General features: G+C 61.4%; 21 protein-coding genes and 1 tRNA gene. 8 read left to right on the forward strand and 14 right to left on the reverse strand.

The window, feature by feature from the left end:
• Window position 1 precedes the first annotated feature (1 nt).
• The 5 genes from B9Y51_RS02310 to B9Y51_RS02330 all read right to left on the reverse strand — a co-directional run bounded on the left by B9Y51_RS02310 (window position 2) and on the right by B9Y51_RS02330 (window position 4,742).
• The gene (locus B9Y51_RS02310) at window positions 2–1,072 is read right to left on the reverse strand and encodes a hypothetical protein (protein WP_085528652.1); all 1,071 of its coding nucleotides are present in this window, start codon (window positions 1,070–1,072) and stop codon (window positions 2–4) included.
• On the reverse strand, window positions 1,069–2,031 hold the full coding sequence (locus tag B9Y51_RS11505; protein WP_085528653.1) for a glycosyltransferase: 963 nt from the start codon (window positions 2,029–2,031) through the stop codon (window positions 1,069–1,071). The genes B9Y51_RS02310 and B9Y51_RS11505 overlap by 4 nt, the downstream gene beginning before the upstream one ends.
• Window positions 2,032–2,149: 118 nt before the next feature.
• A complete protein-coding gene (locus B9Y51_RS02320) occupies window positions 2,150–3,136 on the reverse strand; it encodes a ribose-phosphate diphosphokinase (RefSeq protein WP_085528654.1) in 987 nt (328 codons plus the stop codon).
• 3 nt (window positions 3,137–3,139) lie between these two features.
• A complete protein-coding gene (glmU, locus tag B9Y51_RS02325; RefSeq protein WP_085528655.1) occupies window positions 3,140–4,663 on the reverse strand; it encodes a bifunctional UDP-N-acetylglucosamine diphosphorylase/glucosamine-1-phosphate N-acetyltransferase GlmU in 1,524 nt (507 codons plus the stop codon).
• A gap of 8 nt (window positions 4,664–4,671) precedes the next feature.
• Window positions 4,672–4,742 (reverse strand) — tRNA-Gln (locus B9Y51_RS02330).
• 88 nt (window positions 4,743–4,830) lie between these two features.
• Between B9Y51_RS02330 and B9Y51_RS02335 the strand changes: the two genes are divergently transcribed.
• The gene (locus tag B9Y51_RS02335; protein ID WP_245826029.1) at window positions 4,831–6,645 is read left to right on the forward strand and encodes an ABC-F family ATP-binding cassette domain-containing protein; all 1,815 of its coding nucleotides are present in this window, start codon (window positions 4,831–4,833) and stop codon (window positions 6,643–6,645) included.
• Window positions 6,646–6,843: 198 nt separating this feature from the next.
• Entirely contained in the window at window positions 6,844–7,485 is a 642-nt protein-coding gene (locus tag B9Y51_RS02340; protein ID WP_085528656.1) for a hypothetical protein, read from the forward strand.
• Here B9Y51_RS02340 and rsmA read toward each other — a convergent pair.
• From rsmA to B9Y51_RS02360, 4 genes are read right to left on the reverse strand one after another with little or no spacing between them, the layout of a single operon-like run.
• Window positions 7,482–8,402 carry a 16S rRNA (adenine(1518)-N(6)/adenine(1519)-N(6))-dimethyltransferase RsmA gene (gene rsmA / locus B9Y51_RS02345; protein ID WP_245826051.1) on the reverse strand — a complete coding sequence of 307 codons (921 nt, stop codon included), beginning with the start codon at window positions 8,400–8,402 and terminating at the stop codon, window positions 7,482–7,484. The genes B9Y51_RS02340 and rsmA overlap by 4 nt on opposite strands.
• Window positions 8,403–8,415: 13 nt before the next feature.
• Window positions 8,416–9,513, reverse strand: a complete 1,098-nt coding sequence (locus B9Y51_RS02350) for a TatD family hydrolase (RefSeq protein ID WP_085528658.1) — start codon at window positions 9,511–9,513, stop codon at window positions 8,416–8,418.
• Complete coding sequence (gene rsmI, locus B9Y51_RS02355; RefSeq protein ID WP_085528659.1) at window positions 9,513–10,430, reverse strand: 16S rRNA (cytidine(1402)-2'-O)-methyltransferase; 918 nt, start codon at window positions 10,428–10,430, stop codon at window positions 9,513–9,515. The genes B9Y51_RS02350 and rsmI overlap by 1 nt, the downstream gene beginning before the upstream one ends.
• Before the next feature lie 41 nt (window positions 10,431–10,471).
• Window positions 10,472–11,482 (reverse strand): CgeB family protein, encoded by a 1,011-nt coding sequence (locus B9Y51_RS02360; RefSeq protein ID WP_085528660.1) that lies wholly within the window; start codon window positions 11,480–11,482, stop codon window positions 10,472–10,474.
• Between the two features lie 215 nt (window positions 11,483–11,697).
• Here B9Y51_RS02360 and B9Y51_RS02365 point away from each other — a divergent pair, with 215 nt between their 5' ends.
• Window positions 11,698–13,359, forward strand: a complete 1,662-nt coding sequence (locus tag B9Y51_RS02365) for a dolichyl-phosphate-mannose--protein mannosyltransferase (RefSeq protein ID WP_085528661.1) — start codon at window positions 11,698–11,700, stop codon at window positions 13,357–13,359.
• A gap of 46 nt (window positions 13,360–13,405) precedes the next feature.
• Entirely contained in the window at window positions 13,406–14,002 is a 597-nt protein-coding gene (locus B9Y51_RS02370) for an arsenate reductase/protein-tyrosine-phosphatase family protein (RefSeq protein ID WP_085528662.1), read from the forward strand.
• A gap of 52 nt (window positions 14,003–14,054) precedes the next feature.
• On the opposite strand, the gene B9Y51_RS02375 is transcribed toward B9Y51_RS02370, so the two are convergent.
• The 4 genes from B9Y51_RS02375 to B9Y51_RS11390 form a co-directional block, all read right to left on the reverse strand.
• Window positions 14,055–15,068 carry a TIGR01906 family membrane protein gene (locus B9Y51_RS02375; protein ID WP_143467961.1) on the reverse strand — a complete coding sequence of 338 codons (1,014 nt, stop codon included), beginning with the start codon at window positions 15,066–15,068 and terminating at the stop codon, window positions 14,055–14,057.
• Between the two features lie 89 nt (window positions 15,069–15,157).
• Complete coding sequence (locus B9Y51_RS02380) at window positions 15,158–16,447, reverse strand: L,D-transpeptidase (protein WP_082156676.1); 1,290 nt, start codon at window positions 16,445–16,447, stop codon at window positions 15,158–15,160.
• A gap of 85 nt (window positions 16,448–16,532) precedes the next feature.
• Window positions 16,533–16,868, reverse strand: coding sequence for a DUF3499 family protein (locus tag B9Y51_RS02385; protein WP_085528663.1), 336 nt, complete (start codon window positions 16,866–16,868; stop codon window positions 16,533–16,535).
• 48 nt (window positions 16,869–16,916) lie between these two features.
• On the reverse strand, window positions 16,917–17,444 hold the full coding sequence (locus B9Y51_RS11390; RefSeq protein ID WP_048679541.1) for a WhiB family transcriptional regulator: 528 nt from the start codon (window positions 17,442–17,444) through the stop codon (window positions 16,917–16,919).
• Window positions 17,445–17,624: 180 nt separating this feature from the next.
• Between B9Y51_RS11390 and B9Y51_RS02395 the strand changes: the two genes are divergently transcribed.
• Window positions 17,625–18,404, forward strand: a complete 780-nt coding sequence (locus B9Y51_RS02395) for a TIGR03089 family protein (protein WP_085528664.1) — start codon at window positions 17,625–17,627, stop codon at window positions 18,402–18,404.
• A 65-nt stretch (window positions 18,405–18,469) separates the two neighbouring features.
• Here the strand turns inward: B9Y51_RS02395 and B9Y51_RS02400 are convergent, their stop codons facing one another.
• A complete protein-coding gene (locus B9Y51_RS02400; protein WP_065424226.1) occupies window positions 18,470–19,111 on the reverse strand; it encodes a GtrA family protein in 642 nt (213 codons plus the stop codon).
• Between the two features lie 265 nt (window positions 19,112–19,376).
• Here B9Y51_RS02400 and B9Y51_RS02405 point away from each other — a divergent pair, with 265 nt between their 5' ends.
• From B9Y51_RS02405 to B9Y51_RS02415, 3 genes are all read left to right on the forward strand, one after another.
• Window positions 19,377–20,519, forward strand: coding sequence for a 5-(carboxyamino)imidazole ribonucleotide synthase (locus tag B9Y51_RS02405; RefSeq protein WP_245826052.1), 1,143 nt, complete (start codon window positions 19,377–19,379; stop codon window positions 20,517–20,519).
• 62 nt (window positions 20,520–20,581) lie between these two features.
• On the forward strand, window positions 20,582–21,193 hold the full coding sequence (gene purE, locus B9Y51_RS02410; protein ID WP_085528667.1) for a 5-(carboxyamino)imidazole ribonucleotide mutase: 612 nt from the start codon (window positions 20,582–20,584) through the stop codon (window positions 21,191–21,193).
• Between the two features lie 83 nt (window positions 21,194–21,276).
• Complete coding sequence (locus B9Y51_RS02415; protein WP_085528668.1) at window positions 21,277–22,905, forward strand: LCP family protein; 1,629 nt, start codon at window positions 21,277–21,279, stop codon at window positions 22,903–22,905.
• Window positions 22,906–22,911: the final 6 nt, after the last annotated feature.

Genomic DNA, 22,911 nt, shown 5'->3' on the forward strand with positions numbered 1-22,911 from the left:
CTCAATTCGATTGGCAGACGATGTCCGTGATACGTCGGGCCGGTGCCTCGACCGGTTGAGCCGGAGGCGGAGTCGGCTCTTCACCCCACGGTCTCATGTCGTAACGTTGCCAGAACTCGTTTAGCCATGCCGGCGGACGACGGTGGTACACCCAGGCGTCGAGGCCGCGAGCCGCAGCCTCGAGAACGCCGGTTGAGAAGGTGGACACCACCGGCGCGCGAAGATCCGTCAAGGCTCGTCCCGACCGATCGAAGGGAATGCCCGCGCGTTCCCACCATTGGTGAACGGTCCGAGAGGCAATGTCCCTTTCCCCGGGATGCGGCCGGTAGATCGCCCCCGCGTCCCGGCAAAAACGGTAGGTCGATTGAATGAGGGACATCCGATCAAGCTCCACCCCGTGAAGTTGCCCCAGGAACACCGGAGCCTCGCCCCTACTGCTCGTAACCGGCGCACGTTGGGCCGATTCGTACAAGAGCTGAGAGCCGACCGCGTGCACTTCGACGTCGTCCCGCCCGCTGGCCCAGAAGCCACCGTCCGCTTCTGAAAATGCGAGAACTCGCGCGTCCGAGGGAAGCGGCGGAGCCTTGGGTGTGAGGAGGCCATGTTGGACAACCCAAATGGCGAGGCCGCGATCTTGCGCCCATGCATTCAAGACGCCTCCGACCGGTAGGTAATGTCCTGTGCTCATGACACCGGATACATCGGACAACGTGCCGCCCGATTGCGCCTGCTCGCGTAGGGCTTCAGCCGTTCGCGGAAGCCGCCGAGCCGTCCAACCCCCGCCCGGCAGGTGCTCCGTGACCTCAGCCGGCGCCAAGACACCCACGGGGACCCTGCCCACCAGCTGCTCTAGCGGCTTGATCAGGGCAGCGATTTTCGTGGGGGTGGTCGCGTCGAGGGCGAGCAGTAATGCTGGGGCCTCAGCCTGGGTATGCATCGTCATGAATTCCGGTGCGGCGGCCCGACGCCGTGCCACGGCAATCACGGAAGCCTTGGCTTCACGCAGGAGGTGACGACGCCGTTGCCATGTTTGCCACGCCGCCAAGTCCTTGGGGTGATCTAAGGGAGTCATGAGTGTTCTCCTTCGTCACGAAGCACGCCCTTGATGGCCTTGGAGTACGTGCCGTCAGACGAAACCAGGGCGCGTTCTTCCCTGAACTTGTCTAGCGGGCGCTCCCTTCTCCCGCAGATCAAGGCGAAGTTGTTAATCAGAAAGTTCAGGTAAGTGCACGCCGTCAGGGCCAGACGTAGCTGACGATGGCCTCCCCACTTGCGCGAATATCGGAACCGAGAGGCGACGAGCCATTGGCGACGCAAGTCTGACGCGGACGAACCGCCGCCACGGTGGATCACCGTGTGCGTGCCCAAGAAGATAGAAGGGACCCCGATTTCGTGAAGCCGTCGTTGCAGGTCCACTTCTTCGCAATTCATAAAGAATTGCTCATCAAAACCGCCGATCTTCCGTACCGGCTCCACCGGGATCGCCATACACGCGCCCATGACCCAATCGACCGGCCTGATAGCACCCGCCGTGCACCGAGTGTCATGCCCTACGGCCTCATGCCACCACCGCGTGCGACGGATTGGCCCCGGGAGTGCCAGCCACTCCACGGCCTGGCTCCTCACGGTCGGACGGTGCCGGCCAGCCCACTGGGAACGCCCTTGTCCATTAACTACGTGAGGTGAGACTACGGCCCGTCCAAAACGTTGCGCATCATGCACAAAGGCTCGTACAAAATCGCGCGAAATGGTCAGATCGCTGTTGAGAACCAGGGCGACCTCACAGGAGGCAACTTTCAAGCCAGTGTTAACGGCGGCCCCGAAACCCCCGTTTTCCGGACGGCGTATGACGCGACACGGCTTTGGCAAGGCCGGAAGAGGCACCGGTGAGTGATCGTCGACGACGATGACTTCAACCTTCGTAGACTCCCTCTCCCCCGCCAGGATGGAATCCACCAGAGAAAGGGTGGGCCGAGAGTCTCCGAAATGCGGAATGATGATCGACACTTCGTTCACGAGGCCCTCACCCACGAGGGTCTAGCCGCGTCCCGGACGTACGCGGTTGTCAGTGACATGGTTGTTTTACCCCCACTAAAACAATGCCAAGGCATCCATCGGACCCCCATCCGACGGATGCCTCACGACCTAATTATCCAACTCCTCCGAAGAGGCTCGTCACCGAGCCGTCCTCGAATACTTCCTTGATCGCGCGGGCAATCAGCGGAGCGATCGAGAGGACCGTCAGGTTTTCGAATTGATGCTCTTCCGGAACGGGAAGAGTGTTGGTCACGATGACCTCGGACGCCCCCGATTGGGACAAGCGCTCGCACGCCGGACCCGAGAATACGGGGTGGGTAGCGGCGATGATGACGTCCTTAGCGCCGGCGTCTTGCAAAACGTTCACGGCCCCGGAAATCGTTCCACCGGTGTCGATCATATCGTCGATGAGCACGCAGGAACGTCCCTCGATGTCGCCGACCACCGTCTTGGAGACGGCCTGGTTCGGGACGGAAATGTCGCGTGTCTTGTGAACGAACGCGAGTGGTGCGCCGCCCAACAACTCGGACCATTGTTCCGCCACACGCACACGTCCGGTATCCGGAGAAACAACCGTGACATTGTCGAGATCGAAACCGCGAGACTTCACGTAACCGGCCAACAGCGGGATGGCCATCAAGTGATCCACAGGGCCATCAAAGAAGCCCTGGATTTGCGAGGTATGCAGGTCGACGCTCATGATGCGGTCGGCACCGGCGGTCTTATAGAGGTCCGCAATCAAGCGTGCGGAGATCGGCTCGCGACCCTTGTGCTTTTTGTCTTGCCGGGCATAGGGATAGAACGGCGCGATGACGGTGATACGACGCGCGGACGCCCGCTTGAGTGCATCGATCATGATGAGCTGTTCCATCAGCCACTGGTTGATAGGCATGGGATGGGACTGCATCACAAAGCAATCCGCTCCGCGCACGGAACCTTCGAAACGCACGTACGTCTCGCCGTTGGCGAAGTCGTATGCCGAGGTGGGAAGGAGATCGCACTCCAGTTCCTCGGCCACCGCCTCGGCCAGCTCGGGGTGAGCACGTCCCGTCACCAGGACCATCTTCTTCTCACCCGGATTCGTCATGGTCTGGGTCATGGGTTAGCCTTCCTCGATGCTTTCGTCGGCAGTCCGTTCACGAACACGACGTGCAGCCTCAGCGGCCGCCGTTCCCGATCGTTTCTTTTCGACCCAGCCTTCGATATTGCGCTGGGGAGCCTCATTAATGGCGAGCGCCCCGGCGGGGACGTCCTTGCGGATCACCGTTCCCGCGCCTGAATAGGCGCCGTCGCCTACGGTGACCGGAGCGACGTACATGTTGTCGGACCCCATGCGTACATGAGAACCGATGACGCTACGGTGCTTATTCACGCCGTCGTAATTGACAAAAATGGAAGCCGCACCGATATTCGAGTTCTCACCGATCTCGACGTCGCCTAGGTAAGAAAGATGCGGAACTTTGGTTCCCTGCCCAATCTCCGCGTTCTTCGTCTCGCAGAAGGCGCCAATCTTGCCTTTTCCGCCCAAGACGGTTCCCGGTCGCAAGTAAGTGAACGGCCCGACGGTCGCGCCTTCCCCGATCACGGAGTCCGAGCCGTGGACGCGTGTGACGGTGGCATGTTGTTCGATGCGGACGTCGGTGAGTGTGGAATCTGGCCCGACGGTTGCGCCCGTCCCAATCGACGTGTCTCCGTGCAGGTGAGTGCCGGGCAGGATCGTGACATCGTTCTCGATCGTCACGGTGGTATCGATCCAGGTGGTGGCGGGATCAACGATCGTCACGCCGTTGCGCATGTGCCGTTCCGTGATGCGCTCGTTGAGAATCTTGCCCAACTGAGACAGCTGGACACGGTCGTTGGCGCCCTCGACCTCCCAGCGATCCTCGATCGTCAAAGCCGAGGTGCGGTGGCCGTTATCTCGCGCGATGGAGAGTACGTCCGTCAGATACTTCTCCGCTTGGGCATTATCTGTGGTCACCGACCGAAGAGATTCACGAAGGACCGCGGCGTCGAAGGCGTAGATACCTGAATTGACCTCAGTCAGGGCGAGCTGCTCAGGAGTTGCGTCCTTAGCTTCGACAATCGCCGTGACCTCTCCGCCTTCATTGCGGATGATTCGTCCGTACCCGCCGGGAGATTCGAGGTTGGTCGTGAGGACCGTGACGGCGTTGTCTTGCTCACGGTGATAGCGCGTCAGGTCGCTGATCGTGGCGGAAGTTAGAAGGGGAACGTCACCGTACGTCACAATCACGGTTCCCTGGATGTCGCCGCCACCCAACGCGTCCAGGGCATCTACGGCAACTTCAACGGCGCGGCCGGTTCCGGGAACCTCGTCTTGATCAACGATGCGCACCTGATCGTCGAAATCCGTCACGTGCTGCACCACGAGATCCCGCTGGTGCCGCACGACGACGGCGAGGTGCTCGGGTGACAGTTCCCGCGCCGTCGCGATCGCGTGCTGAACCATCGAACGCCCACCGATGGGGTGCATGACCTTAGGGAGCGAGGACTTCATGCGAGTCCCAGCTCCGGCCGCCAACACGATAACTGCGGAGGGTGATTCCTGAGTGCCGAAGGTCAAGAGAGTGAGACTCCTCGAAATGGATGATGTCGATGCGGAGGGCATCAATGTCGCTCCGCCTCTAGGACTCGAACCTAGACTAACGGCTCCAAAGGCCGCTGTGCTGCCATTACACCAAGGCGGATTGTCACATGGGCCATCAGCCCCGGACGGTTACTCATCGTATCAAAGCATTTGCGTGGTTCTGCGCGCAGACGGCAAACACGTAGGCTATGGACGTGGCACATCTACTCGGCGGCGAATCGCTTCATATTCAGTTCCCCACTCGCACCGTCTTCGAAGGCGTGACCGTGGGGGTCTCCGAAGGCGATCGCATTGGAATCGTAGGGCGGAACGGCGACGGTAAGTCCACGCTTCTATCCCTTCTGGCGCAACGCATCCATCCTGATGATGGACGCGTGACGGTGCGTTCCGGAGTCCGAGTGGGCTACTTGGATCAGTCGGATGTACTCGACGATGATCACACTGTGGGCTTCGCCATGGTGGGTGATACTCCCGAATACGAATGGGCCTCCGATCCTAAGATCCGCGACATTATTTCCGGCCTGGTCCAGGACCTCGACTGGACCGCACCCGTCAACTCCCTCTCCGGCGGCCAGCGACGCCGCGTCGCCTTGGCCCAGTTGCTCATCGGCGATTGGGACGTGCTCATGTTGGATGAGCCCACCAACCACCTCGACGTCGGAGCGATTACCTGGCTGGCTCGTCACCTCAATCAGCGATGGCCCAAGAATCAGGGCGGACTTCTGACGGTGACCCACGACCGGTGGTTCTTGGACGAAATCTGCACCCAAACGTGGGAGGTTCACGACGGCGTCGTGGAACCCTTCGAGGGAGGCTACGCCGCGTACATCCTGCAACGCGTGGAACGTGATCGACAGGCCGCGGCCGCCGAAGCCAAGAGGCAGAACCTGATGCGCAAAGAGCTGGCGTGGCTCCGCCGCGGCGCTCCGGCACGCACATCAAAACCCAAGTTCCGCATCGACGCCGCCAACGAACTCATCAACGATGTTCCTCCGGTCCGAGACACTGTGGCCCTCTCTCAAATGGCCGTGACCCGGCTAGGGAAAGACGTCGTGGATCTCGAGGATGTGTCCGTGAGTTACCCGCTACCCCACGGCGGCGAAAAGAAGGTCCTCCAGAGCGTCACGTGGCGGATTGCGCCCGGGGAACGTACGGGGATTCTCGGCGTCAATGGCGCTGGAAAGTCGACGTTATTGGGCCTGGTCACCGGCGAGGTCACGCCGAGCACCGGCCGCGTGAAGACCGGCTCCACGGTGCGTGTTGCGACGCTGACCCAACAATTGGACGAGTTGAAGGACATCGAAAACGACCGCGTTTCTGACGTGATCGGTCGGAAGCGCAGTAGCTACATGGCCGACGGCAAGGAGATGACGCCGGGGCAGTTGTTGGAGCGCCTCGGATTCACGAACGCTCAGCTGTCCACGCCGGTTAGAGACCTCTCGGGTGGCCAGCGACGACGTCTGCAATTGCTCCTCATTTTGTTGGATGAGCCCAACGTTTTGATTCTGGACGAGCCGTCGAATGACCTCGACACCGACATGCTCGCGGCCATGGAGGATCTCCTCGACACCTGGCCGGGCACGCTCCTGGTGGTCTCCCACGACCGTTACCTCATGGAACGCGTCACCGATCAGCAGTACGCCGTGATGGACGGCCATTTCAGGCATGTTCCAGGCGGTGTGGATCAGTACCTCCAGTTGCAGGAAGAGTCGGAAGCACGGGCCCGCAACGCCACAGAACCGTCACCCGCCGTCGCTCAGGACAGTCCCGCTTCGCGATATTCCGGCGCAGAGATTCGCGAGGCCCAAAAGGAAATCAAGGCCATCGATCGCAAGTTGAATCGGCTGAGTGAATCTCGGCGCGCCTTGCACGAGGAGATGGCCGCCCATGACCAATCCGACTATGAAGGTCTGGCCGCCTTTGGACGTCAGGCACAGGACATCCAGGACCAGATCGACGAGTTGGAAATGCGCTGGCTCGAACTTTCGGAGATTACCGGATAGCGTTTCTGTACTCAGGCGTATCAGTAGCCGAGACAAGCTCCGTTTCCCCTAGACGGTAGGAACTTTGACCGTTAGCGTGGGCAACGTCTTATCTCAGGATTTGTCCAAAAGAACCACTAAATGTGGACGATCCCTGTCACCCATTGGTGCGCCTCCGCGCCCTCCAGACGGCAGGCCGCCATTTCGAAGAATCGAGGCGTGGACGTTTCCGAACGATGGATCGTCTCTATCGACCAAGTTCAGGAGCCACTCATGGAACATACGCAATTATCCCGTCGAGACATCGCCAAGGGTGCGGCTTGGTCGGCGCCTTTGGTTGCCACAACCGCCGCAATCCCCGCCTACGCAGCCTCCCCAACGAACCCAGATTTGGCTGTGCTCTTCGACGGTGGTGGCGGTTCAGACGGTTACTTCAACAGCGCCTACTTGAATTTGGGCGTCCCTGCCTCGGACACTCCCATCACCACGCAGGCACCCATCACGATGGTCATCGATGTCGTCGGGCTGAATCCCAATGCCACGGACGAGCGTTCCATGACCTTCGGTAGCAGCTTCGGTTCGGTGTCCCGAGGTAGCTACAATTCCTCGACCTTCACCACCACGATTACCTGGACTATTCCGGAAAACACGCAGCTGCCCGTAGCCAAGAGGGGCTCCGGCGCCGTCAACGTTCTTTTCACTTTTCGCGACGGAGCGTCAAGCAAAGGCAGGATTACCAACAAGATCATCATTCGGAGCGTGTCCGGCGGCACCATCGTCAGTCCTCAGACGGTGCCGATCGACTCCAGCGTCGTTCGCGACGCCAACCAAGGAGCCGTCAGCCCCAACGGAATCTACTAGGAAGGTTTATCCCCTAGCGATGATCCGCGAGGGGTTGCCACGCTTTCGTCAAGCTCCAGCTTTTCTCCCCGATCCTTTTCGGCGGCCTGCGCTATGCGGATGAATTGATGCACATCCAACCGTTCCCCCCGCAATGCGGGGTCTACCCCTGCGGCTTCGAGTATGTGGCCGGAGCGTTGCGACGAACCGGCCCAGCCGGCGAGTGCGGCTCGTAGGGTCTTGCGCCTCTGGGCAAACGCGGCATCGATGACGTCGAAGAGCACCGACCGATCCACCTCGGCGAGCGGTTCCGGACGACGGGTGAAAGATACGAGCCCAGAACGAATCTTGGGCGCCGGCCAGAACACGTTGGTACCGATCACCCCCGCCTTAGCGATTTCGGCAAACCACGACGCTTTAACGGAAGGCACTCCGTACGTCTTGCTTCCAGGAGCAGCCGCAAGCCGATCGGCCACCTCGTCCTGAACCATCACGAGTCCATGCGTCAGCGACGGAAACTGCTCCAGGAGGTGGAGCAGTACGGGCACGGCCACGTTATACGGGAGGTTCGCCACCAAGGCCGTCGGCTCGTGGGGAAGCTGCTGGACTCGCATGGCATCCGAGAGCACGACGTCGAGTCGATCTGCCTTGTCGGGGCGGAAGCGCTGGGCGGTCTCTGGCAGTTGTTTCGCGAGTGGCGGGTCGATCTCGACGGCAACCACACGATCGGCAGCATCCAAGAGACCCAACGTCAGGGAACCTAACCCGGGACCCACTTCCAGCACCGTTTCTTCCGGCCGAACCTTCGCGGTGGAGATGATGCGTCGGATCGTGTTGGGGTCGATCACAAAGTTCTGACCGAGTGTTTTCGTGGGGCGGATGCCGGCGCGCTCGGCGAGATCTCGGATCTCTGCGGCTCCCAAAAGCGGTTGTTCCATCACGTCCCGAATTCTACAGACCATCCACCGAGCGACCCGTGGCATCACGGCTGAACTCACCGAAGCCCCACGAGCCATAGACGCTGAGGGCGTTCTCGCGAATCTGGAGGCAGAGCTCAGCGAGGTCCTGGTCCCGCCTCTGCGCCATGTACCGAACCGTGTAGTTGGTCATATACGAGGCATTGGGCCGTCCTCGGTACGGGTGCGGCGTCAGGAACGGGGCATCGGTCTCGGCGAGAATGAGGTCTGGGCGAGCCATGTCCAGGGATTCCTGAACGGCGTGGGAATTCTTGAAGGTCACGGTTCCCGCGAAGGACATATACCAACCCTCGTCGTTGCACACTTCGGCCAGCTCGGGCCCACCGGAGTAGCAATGGAAGACCGTGCGCTCCGGGGCGCCTTCTTCTCGCAGAATGGCGACGACGTCGTCGTGGGCGTCGCGGTCGTGGATTTGCAGGGCCAGACCCAGCTCTTTGGCCAGGCGAATGTGACGGCGAAAACTGTCTTGCTGGGCCTCCCGACCATCCGGCTCCGTCCGGAAATAGTCCAGTCCGGTCTCTCCAATGGCGCGGACGCGTGAGGAGGACGACGCCATGTCGGCGAGCGCGTCCATGGCGGCATCGAGCTTTCCGGAAGCGGCTAGCCCTGGAGCCTCATTCGGATGAATCGCCACAGCGGCGAGCACACGCTGATCCGTCTCAGCGGCCGTCACCGCGTAGGCCGAGGATTCGAGGTCACAACCGACCTGAACAATCGCACCAATACCGGCGGCCTCACCCGTGTCCAAGGCATCGCGAGCCGAGACGTCCACCTCTCCATCCAGCAAATCCATGTGGGTGTGATCGTCCACGATAGCTACGGGTAGAGGTTCTGGCGCGGGAGGAAACACCAGGTTCCGTGAGCGGCCGTCCTCTCCCGAGATTCCGCGCCGTCGAGTGCCCTCCCCCGACTCTTCCTCAGCCACGCCAACATAACGCTCAGCCTGATACGCCGGAGGCGTGGTTCCTGGTGCCTGGTGTGGGCGGTCGCGAGGCTCCGGCCAGAGCGTGGATAAGAGCTTTTGAGCGTCGGGTGACAGGTGGCGCCAGTGAGTTTCGTGGTTCGTACACATCAGCGGAGCGTTCCTCCCTCGTGAGTGTCGTCCTGATCGGACCGCCGCGCCAATACGGCTTCGTACAGATCTCTCTTGCCGACCTGGTGTTGGGCGGCGACGTCGTTCACCGCCGCCTTCAACCGTGAACCCGCGGCGACTAAATCCTCGACGTCATCCACGAGGGCCTCGGGCCGTGCCGCTTCCGGTTCGGGGGCGCCCGCAACCACGACGGCGATTTCTCCGCGAACCTGATGCTGGTCTGCCCACATGAAGAGTTCCCCTAGGGTGCCGCGAAGGGTCTCTTCGTGGAGTTTGGTCAGTTCTCGGGAAACCGACGCTCGCCGCTCGTCTCCGAAAGACTCCACGAGGGCCCCCAGCATGGCGTCCAGGCGATGAGGTGCTTCGTAGAAAACCATGGTGCGAGGTTCAGTCGCCAATTGCGCGAGTCGGGATTTGCGTTCGGAGGCCTTCCGGGGAATGAAGCCCTCAAACGTAAAACGGTCGGTCGGTAGCCCCGAGACGGCGAGTGCTGCAAGAACCGCAGAGGGGCCAGGAGCGCAGGTGACGGTCAGACCGGCCGCAACCGCCTGCTCGACCACGCGAAATCCGGGGTCGGAAACCGTCGGCATGCCGGCATCGGACATCAGCAGAACCGTTTTACCTTCGGCAATGTCCGCCGTCAGCTCTTGGGCCCGGCGGGACTCGTTGTGGTCGTGATTCGTGACGACGCGTCCGGACACGGTCACACCAAGGCCCGAGGCTAGTGTTCGCAAGCGCCGGGTGTCCTCCACGGCGATGACGTCGGCGCTCGACAAATACTCCTTGAGCCGTTCGCTGGCGTCTCGAAGATTGCCAATCGGGGTGGCGGCGAGAACCAGCTGTCCCTCGGACGCCGCATCCGTAGCGTGGTCAGGTATTTCCGTTGTCGAGTTCACCCACCCAGCCTAGCCAATGGGCGCGGCCGGCCGAACCATTCCTACCAGAGTTCCTGGATGGCCCTGGCCCGATGGACCAGAGTGTGTTCGGCCAACGTACGACGCCGCGCTTCGGTCCGGACGGAGTCCGCCCACCGTGGATCGGCCTGAATCTTGGAGATGTGTTCCCGAGCTTCGTCCACAGAGGAAAAGGTCAAAATCTCCCGTCCAGGCTCGTAGGCCTCGGCGACGTCGGCACGATCGCAAAGCTGAACGGCCCCCGCACCGGCGGCTTCGAAGGTACGCATCGTGAAACCGTCTTGGTCACCGTGGATGTTGAGCGTCGCGAGGCTATCGCGCATGGTCGCGTAGGCGTGGGCCCGGTCCAGGTCCCTCCCGGAGGGCACGTCGGGGCGATCGCCACCCCAGGTTCTGAGCCGATCTCGCACATCATGGGACCAATCACGGCCATAGGTTTTGACCCGGAATCCCCGGCCATACAGGCCCTCAATCATCGCTTGCCTTTTGGGGTACCGGGCTCCGATGTGGGTGATTTCGGGGGCAAAGGGCAAGGTCGGGAACTCGAGAAGATGGTCGAACCCCATGGGAACGTAGGTCGCGGAAATCCCGCTCTCTCGAAAAGCCTCAACATCCAAGGCGGAATAGCTGGCGACCTGCGGAATCTCACGAAGCCGTTCGGGCTTCCACCGCGTTCGCCGCACCTCGTCCCAGAGCCACAAGACCACCGGGATTTTCCGGGTTTCCAGTTCCTGCCACACGTCGGGGTGCAAGACGTCGCCCTTGATCACCAGCACGAGGTCCGGCTTGACCTCGCGCAGGGTCGTCAAAATTCCCGCGTTGGCGTATTCCTCTCGACGTTGAGTGGTATCCCGGCCAAGGCGTTCCGGAAGCTCGAAGCGCACCTTGTTTTTGACCTTCTGGGAAAGGCTGGCAAATCGATCATAGAGATGGGTGTGCGTCTGGAAACCCAGTTCTTCGAAGGCAGCGGCAAACGCGACATCGTAATCATGAAAGGCAGGGCTCAAGATGAGCAGACGGTGCGAAGCCTTCACGAAAAGTCCTCCCGACTCATACGTACCGGGGAATCTACCCCCGAAGATTCTGTGACGAACAACGGCCCTCCGTAGGTTAGGGGCCCGTGAACCCGCGAACTACAACCGGGCGATCGGCCTTTTACTATATCGAGATTCTTGAGGCTCCCGCGCCCTGACCGTCTAAGGCTTTCCACAGGCGACATAGCGTCGGCCAACAGCTGCACTCCCGTAGCATGGGGTGGGTGAGAACCCACGTTGACGACTCGACCACGCGTACCGGCCGCACGTCCCGTTCCACGGGGCGTTCCAAGACGGCTCCGCGATTCCTACCGGAACATTTCAGCGTGGATGCTCTGCAGGAGCGTTTGCGCGTGACCCCGGCGTACCTGCCCCGATTCTGGTGGATCGGGCCCGCCGTCGTCATGGTGGTGGCCGCCTTGCTGCGGTTCGTGGACATTGCCCACCCCCAGGCGATGGCCTTTGACGAAACCTATTACGCCAAGGACGCGTACTCGTTGTTCCATTTCGGCTACGAGCGTCAGTGGCCCGAGAACGCCAACGACTCTTTCCTCGCGGGCAACCCCGTACAGCCTTCCGACCATCCCGAGTATGTGGTGCACCCTCCCTTGGGCAAGTGGATGATTGCCCTCGGAATGTTCCTCTTTGGCGACAACAACCCTCTGGGCTGGCGATTCTCGGCCGCCGTCTTCGGCACTCTTTCCATCGCCATCCTCATGTGGCTGGCCTGGATGATGTTCCGTTCCATCACCCTCTCGTCCATCGCCGGTTTCCTCATGGCGATTGACGGTCTCCACATCGTGCAGTCCCGTTTGGCGCTGTTGGATATTTTCCAAATGTTTTGGCTGGTGTTGGCCTTTGCCCTGCTCGTGGCCGACCGAATATCGAGCCGACGCCGCCTTGCCCGCCGCATTTCGCTAGCTGCCGACGGCGGAGTCCCCCACTCATCGGTTCTCTCGTTTGGCCCCTGGCTGGGCCTTCGGTGGTGGCGCGTGGCGGCGGGCGTGGCCTGCGGAGCGGCCGTTGCCGTCAAGTGGAATTCGCTGTTCTTCGTCGCGATCTTTGGCATTCTGACGGTGCTGTGGGACATCACGGCCCGCCGAGTCGTCGGCACGCGAAGCTGGTTTACCGGTGCCCTGATCAAGGACGCCTGGGCCGCGTTCATTTCGGTCGTCGTCATTGGCCTGGGCACGTATCTGGTCACCTGGATCGGGTGGTTCGCTTCCTCCGATGCCTTCAACCGCCATTGGGCCGACCAGCACCCCGGGGAAGGCGTCCGCTGGCTTCCGGCGCCATTGCGGAGCCTGTGGGAGTACCACGTGGAGGCATATTCCTTCCACACCCACCTGGATACGCCGCACACCTATATGTCGCCGGCCTGGCAGTGGCTAATCCTGGGCCGCCCCACCTCGTACTACTATCAGTCCTACGACGCGGGCCAATCAGGCTGCATGACCGATCACTGCTCCGCTGCGATCCTGAACGTCGGGAACCCGTTGATCTGGTGGTCTTCGGCGGCGGCCATGATCTTCGTCCTGATCTGGTGGATCATCAAGCGCGACTGGCGCATGGGTGCGATCTTCTTGGTCTTCGCGGTGGGCTATCTCCCCTGGTTCGCTTACCCTGAACGCACCACGTTCTATTTCTACGCGCTCTCTTTCCTACCGTGGCTGATTCTCGGTTTGACGGCGGTTCTCGGGCTGGGCTTGGGCCGCCCCGGAGATTCGGTCCGACGGCGCCGGCTCGGGATCATCGTCGTCGGCGTCTTCGTGATCGCGGCCCTCTTGATTTCCAATTTCTTCTGGCCGATCTGGACGGGGCAAACTATCCCTTACGATCACTGGCGCTGGCGCATGTGGTTCGACGCCTGGATCTGATGAAACCGTGGCATGATCGCCACCTCGCACCTCAGAGGAGAAACTTGTGAACAGTCGCGTGAGCCGAAAGGTTGGCCACACACGTCGGCGGCCCACACCCTTCGGCGTTCTGTTCGTTTGCACAGGAAATATCGCGCGTTCTGCATCCTCAGAACTCATCGCCCGGCACCGGTGCGAATCCAGTCCTCAACTCGAATTCGCGAGCGCCGGAACGGCCGCCGTGGTCGGGTCGCCGGTTGCCCCGGAGATGGGCGCCGAATTGGAGCGCCGAGGAGTTCCCTTCGACGGCCATCGGGGCCAACAGCTCGTGGGTGACATGGTGCGCCACGCCGACATCGTGTTGGTCATGGAGACCCATCATCGGCAGTGGATCCTCGATGAATGGCCAGGCGCCGTCGGCACCACGTTTTTGCTCAAGCACGCGGCACGTGAACTTGCGGCTGGCTTTGATCCCGCATCGGCCCCAGTGGACCCCGCCGCGTGGCTGCGGACGTATTCTTCCAAGGCCCAGCCAGACGACGGCATCTCTGACCCTTTCCGCAAGGGAGAGGTCGCCGCACGTGTTGCGATGACCGAGATTGAGGCGGCCCTCGACCAGCTTCTTCCCGTTGTGGAGCAGTGGGTCTCACTGACCCGGAACTGATATTGGCGCGGCGTTCGTGCGCGGTGGGGTTACAGCGCGGCCTCGATGTGCCTCACGCGCTGAGTCGGTCCCGAAGCTCTTGTCGTTCGTGGATACGCTTCAACGCACGTTGACGACGTCCCGCGGTGGGCCACGTCAGGATCAGAAGAATGGCACAGATCAGAACGGCCACGCCGGCGACCACCACGGCGGAATCCACCCAGAATGTTTCGGGATACAACCGAATCAAGCTGTCCGATTCGCGGAAGGCCCAGTTTCCTCCGGAGAAGAAGATCTCGTGGAACGTGGTGAAAAAGGCCTCCCACCCAAGGAGCGCCAGGACGGCGAGGACCACCAGGAGCACGAGGGTGATCCAGGCCCCCAGGAATAAACCCTTACGGATCGCTCCGGGGGCACGACGCCGCAATCCCATCGAGCTCAGGAGCGCCACCAACGCCACGACCCCGACGGCCAGCATCGACCACAACATGACGTGCTTGACGTCCGTCATGTGCTGAACTTCGGTCGGCAGGAACACGGTTTCGCCGCGCGGAGTGACGACGTCGCTCAGGTAGCGCGAGGGAGCAAAGTTCAGGATGTAATTCAGTCCGTAGGAGCCGAAGGTCATCCGGTCATCGGTGGTGAACCCGAAGGAGTCTGTGGGAAAACCGGGGCGGTGATATTCAAACCACAGGAACGCCGGGGTGGCCACGAGCCGGATACCCAGCATCAGTGTCACGAGCGGAACCGCCACGGTCATCAGGCAACGCCGGAGCCCGAGGGCCCTGGGACGATCTTCGAGAGCGTCCTCCCTCGCCGTGACCCGACGGCTCCCCCGCTCCCCGTCCCGAGAACTTGTTTCGGATTCAGAGCGCCGTCCGGTGGTGCCAGAGTCAGAAGAAGGGGTGGCTCCTGCTGTCGCCACATCCTCGGCGGCGGGATTCCGTACACTCGCCCCGCCGCGAGGCCGGTCGTCACGCTGCTGCCGCTCCTGCGGGGCAACGGCCGGCACCAAAGAGTCCCACTCCTGGCGGGGAGAATCCGCCCATGGAGCCTCGTGATCATCGGGACGGGATGGGACGGACATACTTCTCCTCACTCGGTATGCGACCACGGGTTCCCCCACGGGACATCACGGCCCCTTTGAAAGACCAGAGTGGCGTACTGGTTATGGGTTTACCAGTTACCCTTCCACTTCGTGTCCGTGTAGTGCTCCCATGGGATATTCCAGTCACCATACCCGTTATCCGGGTCGGCTTGGCCATAGCCGGTATTTTCCGTTTCCACGACGTCGCCAACCATGAACGTGTCGAAGAAGTATTCCGCGTCATCCGGCAACAGGCCAATGCACCCGTGAGAGATATTCGCGACGCCCACGTACGCGTACGCGGACGGCTCCGCTTGGTGAACGAAGGCACCGCTGCTCGTCAGGCGGTTCGTGTTCGTCGCCTCGAAGGTCTCATACCAGTGCGGGTCACCCTTCTTGATGCCGAGGGTTGACGCGTCAAACTTGTATTTCTTGGACTGCTCCATGATGACGAGCTTGCCCGTTACCGACGGCCACTCCGGGTCGCCCAAGGTCACCAATGCCTCGCGCACCTTGCGGTCGTTGACGTACATCGTCATCTTCTTGGTGTTGTTATCCACGTAGGCATAGTGCTTGTCGCCGGTCTTGAACGTGACCTGGTAATTCTGGTTTCCGATTTGGCCGTTGCCAAGGTCCTTGCCCAGAAGGTTCGCCTCGATGGTGATCTCCGAATTGGGCGCCCACAGGTCCTCCGGTCGGTAACGGACCATGGTGTCCTTGTACCACCGGAACCGACCGGGTCCCATGCCACCGCCCGTCACGGTGATCGCCTTTTCGATCTCTGCGCGGTTAACCACCGGTTCAGAAAAATTGAATTCGATGACCTGGCCCGTGCCGTACGTCTTGCCCTGTTGAACATTGATCTTGGCATCGGCTTCGTTGGCCGCCACGACGGTCGTAAAGGTGCTCTCCCCGTCCTTCGAGGATTTGCCCTCGGTGACGGTGTACTTGACCGTGTACGAGGTGTCGAAATCCAGAGGGCCTTCGGAGGTCCACGTCAGTCCGTCCTCGGAGATGTTGCCCTTCACGGGGTCGTTCCCGCCCTCGACGGACACCTTGGACATTTTGCCCTGCTGAGTGGTCACGGTCACCGGGGCCACGGGATTAACTTCTTGGGCATCCGCAGCCGGCGTGACCGTCACCTTCGGCTCGAAGGGCTTGGCAGACGCCGATCCCGAGGAGGAAGAGGACGAGGCGCTTTGTGACGAACCGGAGTTACCGGAGTCATTCGAACACGCCGAGAGGAATGCCGCCGAGAAGATTCCCAGAGCACCGCCAGCGACGGCCTTGCGACGGCTCATCATCCGATTCGTCGCTCCGCCCTCTGCGGGGTTTCCATCAAACCCCTGAACACCCTGTTCGTGACGGTTTCTCGACATAGAGTCAGCCAAAATTGTGGTTTCCTTCCGAGGCTCGGAATAGTGGGGCGACCGCGTTCCCTTGCACGGTCGTCCTGAATGATTTTTAGGCGCGCGGATCCAGCCCGCGCATAAAGTGGAGCGTCCTCACGTTATCCGGAATATCCGGATGGTCCTCACCCATCGTCGAACCGACGGAGGGGTGAGCTTCGTCCCCCATCGACGATTGAGGAGAATCGTCGATGTCTAACCGCACAATATCCCATCCCCGGGGGGCCGTCAGACGCATCGCGTGCGTCGCGCACATGTCATAGGCGTGGGGCTCAACACGAGTCGCTAGCGGCCCGATCACCACCGTGGACTCGGAGTAGGCGTACGTCAAGGTGTAAGTTGCCTCGCGCTGACACATCATGCGCGAGCACATACGAAAGTTCTCAGTCATGGGAATCCAGATGCTACCCGCCCCACCTGGGAGCGGGATGAATCAACGTTAGCTGGCGCGCTTACGCAACCGGCGACGTTCGCGTTCGGACAGGCCGCCCCAAATGCCGAAGCGCTCGTCCCGAGCCAGCGCATAGTCCAGGCATGCCTGGCTCACCGGGCACTCGGAGCACACGCGCTTAGCATCTCGCGTTGAGCCTCCCTTTTCCGGGAAGAATGCTTCAGGATCTGTTTGGGCGCACAAGGCATCGGCTTGCCACGCCAGTTCGCCCTCGTCGTCGTCCGTGCCGTACTGACCGGCGGCCGCCTGCCACATTTTGAGGACGTCAGGGTCGGAGGAAAACAGATCGACGCGATGGTTTTCGGAAGTTTCACTCGATACTTCGGAACGTTTCGAGGTATCGTCAGCCACGGCCAGTAGTGCGGTCGCCTGGTCTTCCAGGCTCTGTGCCGAATGAGGGTGAGCGCCCTGCGGGTCCGCGGGATCGACGTACCAGTCGGCCGGAACGGTCTGGCGAACACCCGTCCTCCCCTCGGAAGTGGGTGATGTGCTTCGGTGCCGCACTGCTTCGCCCATGCTCGTCCTTTCCTTGCGCCCCCAAGATGCGCATCGGTTTCGTGGAAAATTCCACTCATAATTACATCCGTGTAATCACCTCACGTCAAGCGGCAATGTGATTCAAATGTCAAGCATTCACGCCAATTTGCACGTTATTCGGCGTGTCACGTGCGTCTCAACCCCAGTTAGACTCGGTTCATGAGCCAATTCGCCACCGCCTCAAGCTGGGCCAATCTTGAAACCTTTTCGCGTGCGCTCGCTTCCTCATCCCAACCGGCCATCGTGTGGTACGGACTCAACGGTGAGCGGGTCGAACTCTCGGGCAAGGTTTTGGAGAATTGGATTGCCAAATCCGCGAATCTTTTCGTCGATGAGCTCGATGCCGCCCACGGAGACGTGCTGACCCTCCATGCTCCCCCGCATTGGCGGTCCATCGCGGCGGCCTTGGGCGCACTGCGCGCTGGGTGCCGCTTGAGCACTCGGGAAGATTCGGCGTTCTGGCTCGGATTCGACCACGATTCGGCCGCCGAACGGGCCGAGGTCGCGATCTATATGGGACGCTCCGCACTCGCCATGGCGTACGACGGCGACGCGCAGGATTTCCCGGAGGGTTCCGTCGACTATTGCGCCGAGATTCGGAGCTTTGGGGATGTTTTTGATCCCCTGGATTCCGTGCCGTCGTCCCACGTGGTGAGCGACTCCTCAGACGAGGCGAAGGAGTCGGAATGGACCCTTCGCAGCTGGCTCCAGCGAGCTGCACATTGGGCCGACGATCTTCACGACGTGCGCGAACAAGGGATCGCTCTGACCGCCCCCACAGAGAACCTGACGGCAGACTTCCTCGCCTGGTGTTGCGGCGTCATGGCAAGTGGTCACACTCTCGTTCTGGTAGACGGCTCCGTGGCCTCGAACGAGGAGCGCATGGAGTCCATCACCCGCGACGAGCGCGCCACTCGTTCGGTGCCAGGGCCTCGATAGGTCCACGCCGGGCACGTGCAGGCGGAGTCCACGAGGGCGACCACCCCGCGTGCAGGTGCGAGGCTTTAAGAGTCGTAGCGGCCGGCGTCGTGATGGGTTCCGCGCTCCGAGTCCTCGGGACGTCCGTGACCCGCCCCTCGAGAGCGGCGCGAGACTTCTCGTGCATCCAACGAACCGGTGACGATTTCGGTCGCTTCGGTCACGAAACGCCCCACACGCTCTTCCCGGGTCAGGTTGTCTTCGGATACCGCTGCCTTTGACTTGGACTCGTCCCCGTACACCCAGAAACGGTAAGCGAAGTACCGCACGATTGTCCCCAAGATGGTGCCGATGATCGTGCCCGAAATGAAGGATGCTTCCTTCGAGGTCATGCCCAAGACATAGAAGGTGAACAGCACGCACCCGGACTCCACGCCGATGCCGATGAGGTTCACGACGGCAAACTGGATAGCCTCGCGGAGTTTATTCTCCTGGCGCTTGTCGCGGAAGGTCCAGAGCCGATTGACGATCCACGAGAAAAGGGTCGCGACGACGCCCGCAATAAACTTCGCTTTGACGTGGCCTTCCGCCTCGAAGACCGTATTCATCAGAAGTAGCGTGACTCCGGCGTTGACGACGAACGCCAAAGCGCCAACAATCCCGAACTTGAGGACTTCCTTCAGGAATAGGTCCCACAGTCCACGGACTTTCTCAGCAATGGGCGACACACAGACTCCACAGGTTTGGGGGCAAAAAGGCCACAACACCGACGGGTTTCCAGGCTCGGAATACCCACCATGTTGTTGTACGGGGCCCACCGTCAGACGGCGACTCCCTCGGCTCACGGTGAGTCTACCTGCGGCGTCGTCAATTACCGCGCAGGAAAATGACTCATGCGTCACCTCGATCCGGCGCACCAGGTAGCCTGGACCTGTGAACTTTCCTAGTACCGGTCCCATTGTCGGCGTCATCGGCGGCGGGCAGCTCGCCCGCATGATGGCCCCCGTTGCCAGCGAACTCGGAATCGAGCTGCGTGTCCTCGCGGAATCCCCCGGAGCGTGCGCTGCGGCCGTCGTCCCGACCTCTCCCGTCGGCGATTACACCGACCTCACGACCCTCCGCGACTTTGCCGAGGGCGTCGACGTCGTCACGTTCGATCACGAACACGTCCCGACCGAACATCTCAGGGCGCTTTTGGCCGACGGCGTTTCCGTGCACCCGGGACCCAACGCCTTGATTCATGCACAAGACAAGATCGAAATGCGCCGGGCCGTGGACAGGCTCGGCCTGCCAAATCCTCGGTGGGCCGCCGTCACGTCCCCCGAAGAGTTGCGGGAATTCGGTGATTCCGCCGGATGGCCGGTGGTACTCAAGACTCCGCGTGGCGGCTACGACGGAAAAGGCGTGATGCTCGTCGAATCCCACGAGGTTGATTCGGACGAGGTTGCTTCCTGGTTCCAACGAGCAGTAGACGCCGGCTGGAACGAGGCAGCCCTCCTCGCAGAAGAGAAGGTCGACTTTTCCCGCGAATTGTCGGCACTGGTTGCTCGGCGTCCAAGTGGACATATCCGGGCCTGGGATGTCGCGGAATCCATTCAGGTGAATTCGGTCTGTGACGAAGTGATCGTCCCGGCCCCGAACTTGAGCGAAGACATCTCGGCCGCAGCGACCGACGCCGCAAAACGCCTGGCCGACGAGCTCGGTGTCACCGGCGTGATGGCCGCCGAACTCTTCGAGACGCCCGGTCGCGGTCAAGGATTCCTCGTCAATGAATTGGCGATGCGCCCCCACAATTCCGGGCACTGGACCCAAGACGGTTCGGTGACCAGCCAATTCGAGCAGCATCTTCGGGCTGTTCTGGATCTCCCCCTTGGATCCACCGAGCGAGTGGCCCCCGCGACCGTCATGAAAAATTTCTTGGGCGGTTCAAACCCCAATCTCTTCGCGGCCTACCCCAGTGTCATGTCGGAGTATCCCCGAGCCAAGATCCACACGTACGGAAAATCTGTGCGGCCGGACCGAAAGGTCGGGCATGTCAACGTCACGGGCGACATTGCCGACGTCGAGGAGTTACGAGCCATCGCTCGCGGCGCTGCGGACGGTATTCGTGACTATCCCACTCCAGAACTGGACTAACACCACCGTCGTTTACGAGGCGGTCGAGACAAACCAGCCTCCCCTCTCACGAAGGAGTACACATGAGCCCCACGCAGGAAGCACCGATGGTTGGCCTCGTCATGGGATCGGATTCGGACTGGCCCACCCTGGAAGCGGCGGCCGACGTTCTCGACGAATTCGGCATCTCCTACGAAGCACGCGTGGTTTCGGCGCATCGGATGCCTGAGGAAATGATCGAGTACGGCAAGCAGGCCGAAGCTCGCGGCCTGCGCGTCATCATCGCCGGCGCAGGAGGAGCCGCCCACCTACCCGGCATGTTGGCGTCGGTGACCGTATTGCCCGTGATCGGTGTGCCGGTTCAGCTCAAGACACTGGACGGCATGGATTCACTGTTGTCGATCGTTCAGATGCCCGCGGGGGTTCCGGTCGCCACGGTGTCCATCAATGGCGCACGAAACGCCGGGCTACTGGCGGCGCGCATTCTTGGAGCAGCCTCGACACACGAGGGCGAAGAAATTCGCCGGGACCTTTCCAACTTTGCCCAGAACCTTGGGGAGGCCGCGAGAGACAAGGGAGCCGCCCTGAGCGCGAAGGTCGCGGCGCGCAAAGCGCAGGACACCGATGAAAGTTCGGTCTCACCCATAAGCGCCACACCGGCCACGGATGGGCCCACAGGCGGCTACGCTCCGTAAGCTGAAACGGACCAGACTTCCCCGCGTGGTTATCTCTATTTCCGGGTAAATGCGCACGTCAGACGGTAGGATCGAGCTCGATCATGACTACTCCCCGCAGCAACCAGGACCATCCCGATCACATCGAGGCCGCCCGCGGACTCGATGACGGCATCGGTAGCACCCGCATGACGGATCCCCTGAGGAATCCACGTGCGGGAGGTTCCGTCACGCGAACCAAACGCGCCTGGTTGTTGCTGGTGTTAACCACCCTGATCCCCGGATCCGCACAGTTGGTCGCGGGGCATCGCAAGCTCGGGCGCATCGGCCTGACCGTCACGCTCACCGTCTGGGCGCTGATCATTCTGCTGTTGCTGGTGACCCTGATCCACTGTGCGTGGGTCATTGAGCTGTTCACCGGTCAATTCATGTCGATGGTGTTGGTCATCGTCCTCATTGCGCTCGCGCTTTTTTGGGCCTTCCTCTTTTTCGACACCCTCCGGCTGATCCGTCCTGTACTCCTCGCCAAGGGGATGCGGCCGGCCGTCATCATCGGCTTCGTGGTCTTATTATTCGTGACCGCCGGTGGCGTGGGATATTCCGCCTACCTGGTGGGAGTAGGACGCGGTGCCGTCAGCAATATCTTTGCCTCGGGTGGCAAGGTCAAGCCCGTCGACGGCCGGTACAACTTCCTGCTGATGGGCGGAGATGCCGGTAGCGACCGCGTCGGGCGGCGCCCGGATTCCATGACGGTCTTCAGCGTGGACGCCAAGACTGGCCAAGCCGTCACCATCTCGTTGCCTCGCAATACTCAGAACGCCCAGTTCTCCAAGGACTCACCCCTGTGGAAGGTGTACCCGGACGGCTTCAACTGCGGTGACGAATGCATTCTGAATGCTCTGTACCCCGACGTCGCCAATAACCACAAGGACCTCTACCCCAATGCTGCAGATCCCGGTGCCGAGGCCATGAAGGACGCGGCCGAGGGAATCACCGGTTTGCCGATCCAGGCCTACGTCCTGGTGGACATGGACGGTTTCGCCAACCTCATTGATGCCATGGGCGGCATCGACATCAAGGTCGGAGGTCGGGTCCCGATCGGTGGTGGCCACAACGAGATCACCGGCGAAAAGAATCCCATCGACGGATACATCGAACCGGGCGAACAGCACCTGGATGGCTACCATGCGCTGTGGTACGGACGCTCCCGCGAAGGTGCCTCTGATTATGACCGCGAGGCCCGCCAGAGGTGCGTCCAATCCGCGATGCTCAAACAACTCGATCCAGCCACGGTGCTGACTCGGTTCCAGGACATTTCGAATGCTGGGCAGAAGATCATCGAAACCGACATCCCGGAAAAGCAGCTGTCGAGCTTCGTCGATCTTGGCATCAAGTCGAAGGATCACTCGTTGATCCAGTACGGCATGGCGCCGCCCTATTTCCCAGATTCCTTCCCGACCTACCCAGACTTCGACCAGTTCCACTCCTCCGTTTCCAAGGTCATCAGCGACTCGAAGGACGGGAAAACCCCGGACACCAACGCGGGCAACAGCCCCCAGGCCGCTGGGTCCGGTGCGGGAGTGGCCCCGGTGTCCGCCGTCTCCCCGATGTCGCTCCTGCAACCGCTCGGCGTCGCGGCCGCACAGACTGATACCGCCAAGGCCACGGCCCCTTCGGTCGACGTCCAGCTCACGGCCGAGCTCACCGAGAACGGCACCTGTTCGGTCCCCTAGGTCTTA

The sequence above is a fragment of the Kocuria massiliensis genome (genome assembly GCF_900169715.1).
Classification (GTDB): domain Bacteria; phylum Actinomycetota; class Actinomycetes; order Actinomycetales; family Micrococcaceae; genus Rothia; species Rothia massiliensis.

What these genes read in the sequence shown, in the direction of transcription:
- B9Y51_RS02310 (WP_085528652.1), bottom strand. Translation starts at nt 1,072, where the DNA reads ATGACTCCCTTAGATCACCCCAAGGACTTGGCGGCGTGGCAAACATGG.
- B9Y51_RS02320 (WP_085528654.1), bottom strand. Translation starts at nt 3,136, where the DNA reads ATGACCCAGACCATGACGAATCCGGGTGAGAAGAAGATGGTCCTGGTG.
- glmU (WP_085528655.1), bottom strand. Translation starts at nt 4,663, where the DNA reads ATGCCCTCCGCATCGACATCATCCATTTCGAGGAGTCTCACTCTCTTG.
- B9Y51_RS02335 (WP_245826029.1), top strand. Translation starts at nt 4,831, where the DNA reads ATGGACGTGGCACATCTACTCGGCGGCGAATCGCTTCATATTCAGTTC.
- rsmA (WP_245826051.1), bottom strand. Translation starts at nt 8,402, where the DNA reads ATGGAACAACCGCTTTTGGGAGCCGCAGAGATCCGAGATCTCGCCGAG.
- B9Y51_RS02350 (WP_085528658.1), bottom strand. Translation starts at nt 9,513, where the DNA reads ATGTGTACGAACCACGAAACTCACTGGCGCCACCTGTCACCCGACGCT.
- B9Y51_RS02365 (WP_085528661.1), top strand. Translation starts at nt 11,698, where the DNA reads ATGGGGTGGGTGAGAACCCACGTTGACGACTCGACCACGCGTACCGGC.
- B9Y51_RS02375 (WP_143467961.1), bottom strand. Translation starts at nt 15,068, where the DNA reads ATGTCCGTCCCATCCCGTCCCGATGATCACGAGGCTCCATGGGCGGAT.
- B9Y51_RS02380 (WP_082156676.1), bottom strand. Translation starts at nt 16,447, where the DNA reads ATGTCGAGAAACCGTCACGAACAGGGTGTTCAGGGGTTTGATGGAAAC.
- B9Y51_RS02385 (WP_085528663.1), bottom strand. Translation starts at nt 16,868, where the DNA reads ATGACTGAGAACTTTCGTATGTGCTCGCGCATGATGTGTCAGCGCGAG.
- B9Y51_RS11390 (WP_048679541.1), bottom strand. Translation starts at nt 17,444, where the DNA reads ATGGGCGAAGCAGTGCGGCACCGAAGCACATCACCCACTTCCGAGGGG.
- B9Y51_RS02395 (WP_085528664.1), top strand. Translation starts at nt 17,625, where the DNA reads ATGAGCCAATTCGCCACCGCCTCAAGCTGGGCCAATCTTGAAACCTTT.
- B9Y51_RS02405 (WP_245826052.1), top strand. Translation starts at nt 19,377, where the DNA reads ATGATGGCCCCCGTTGCCAGCGAACTCGGAATCGAGCTGCGTGTCCTC.
- purE (WP_085528667.1), top strand. Translation starts at nt 20,582, where the DNA reads ATGAGCCCCACGCAGGAAGCACCGATGGTTGGCCTCGTCATGGGATCG.
- B9Y51_RS02415 (WP_085528668.1), top strand. Translation starts at nt 21,277, where the DNA reads ATGACTACTCCCCGCAGCAACCAGGACCATCCCGATCACATCGAGGCC.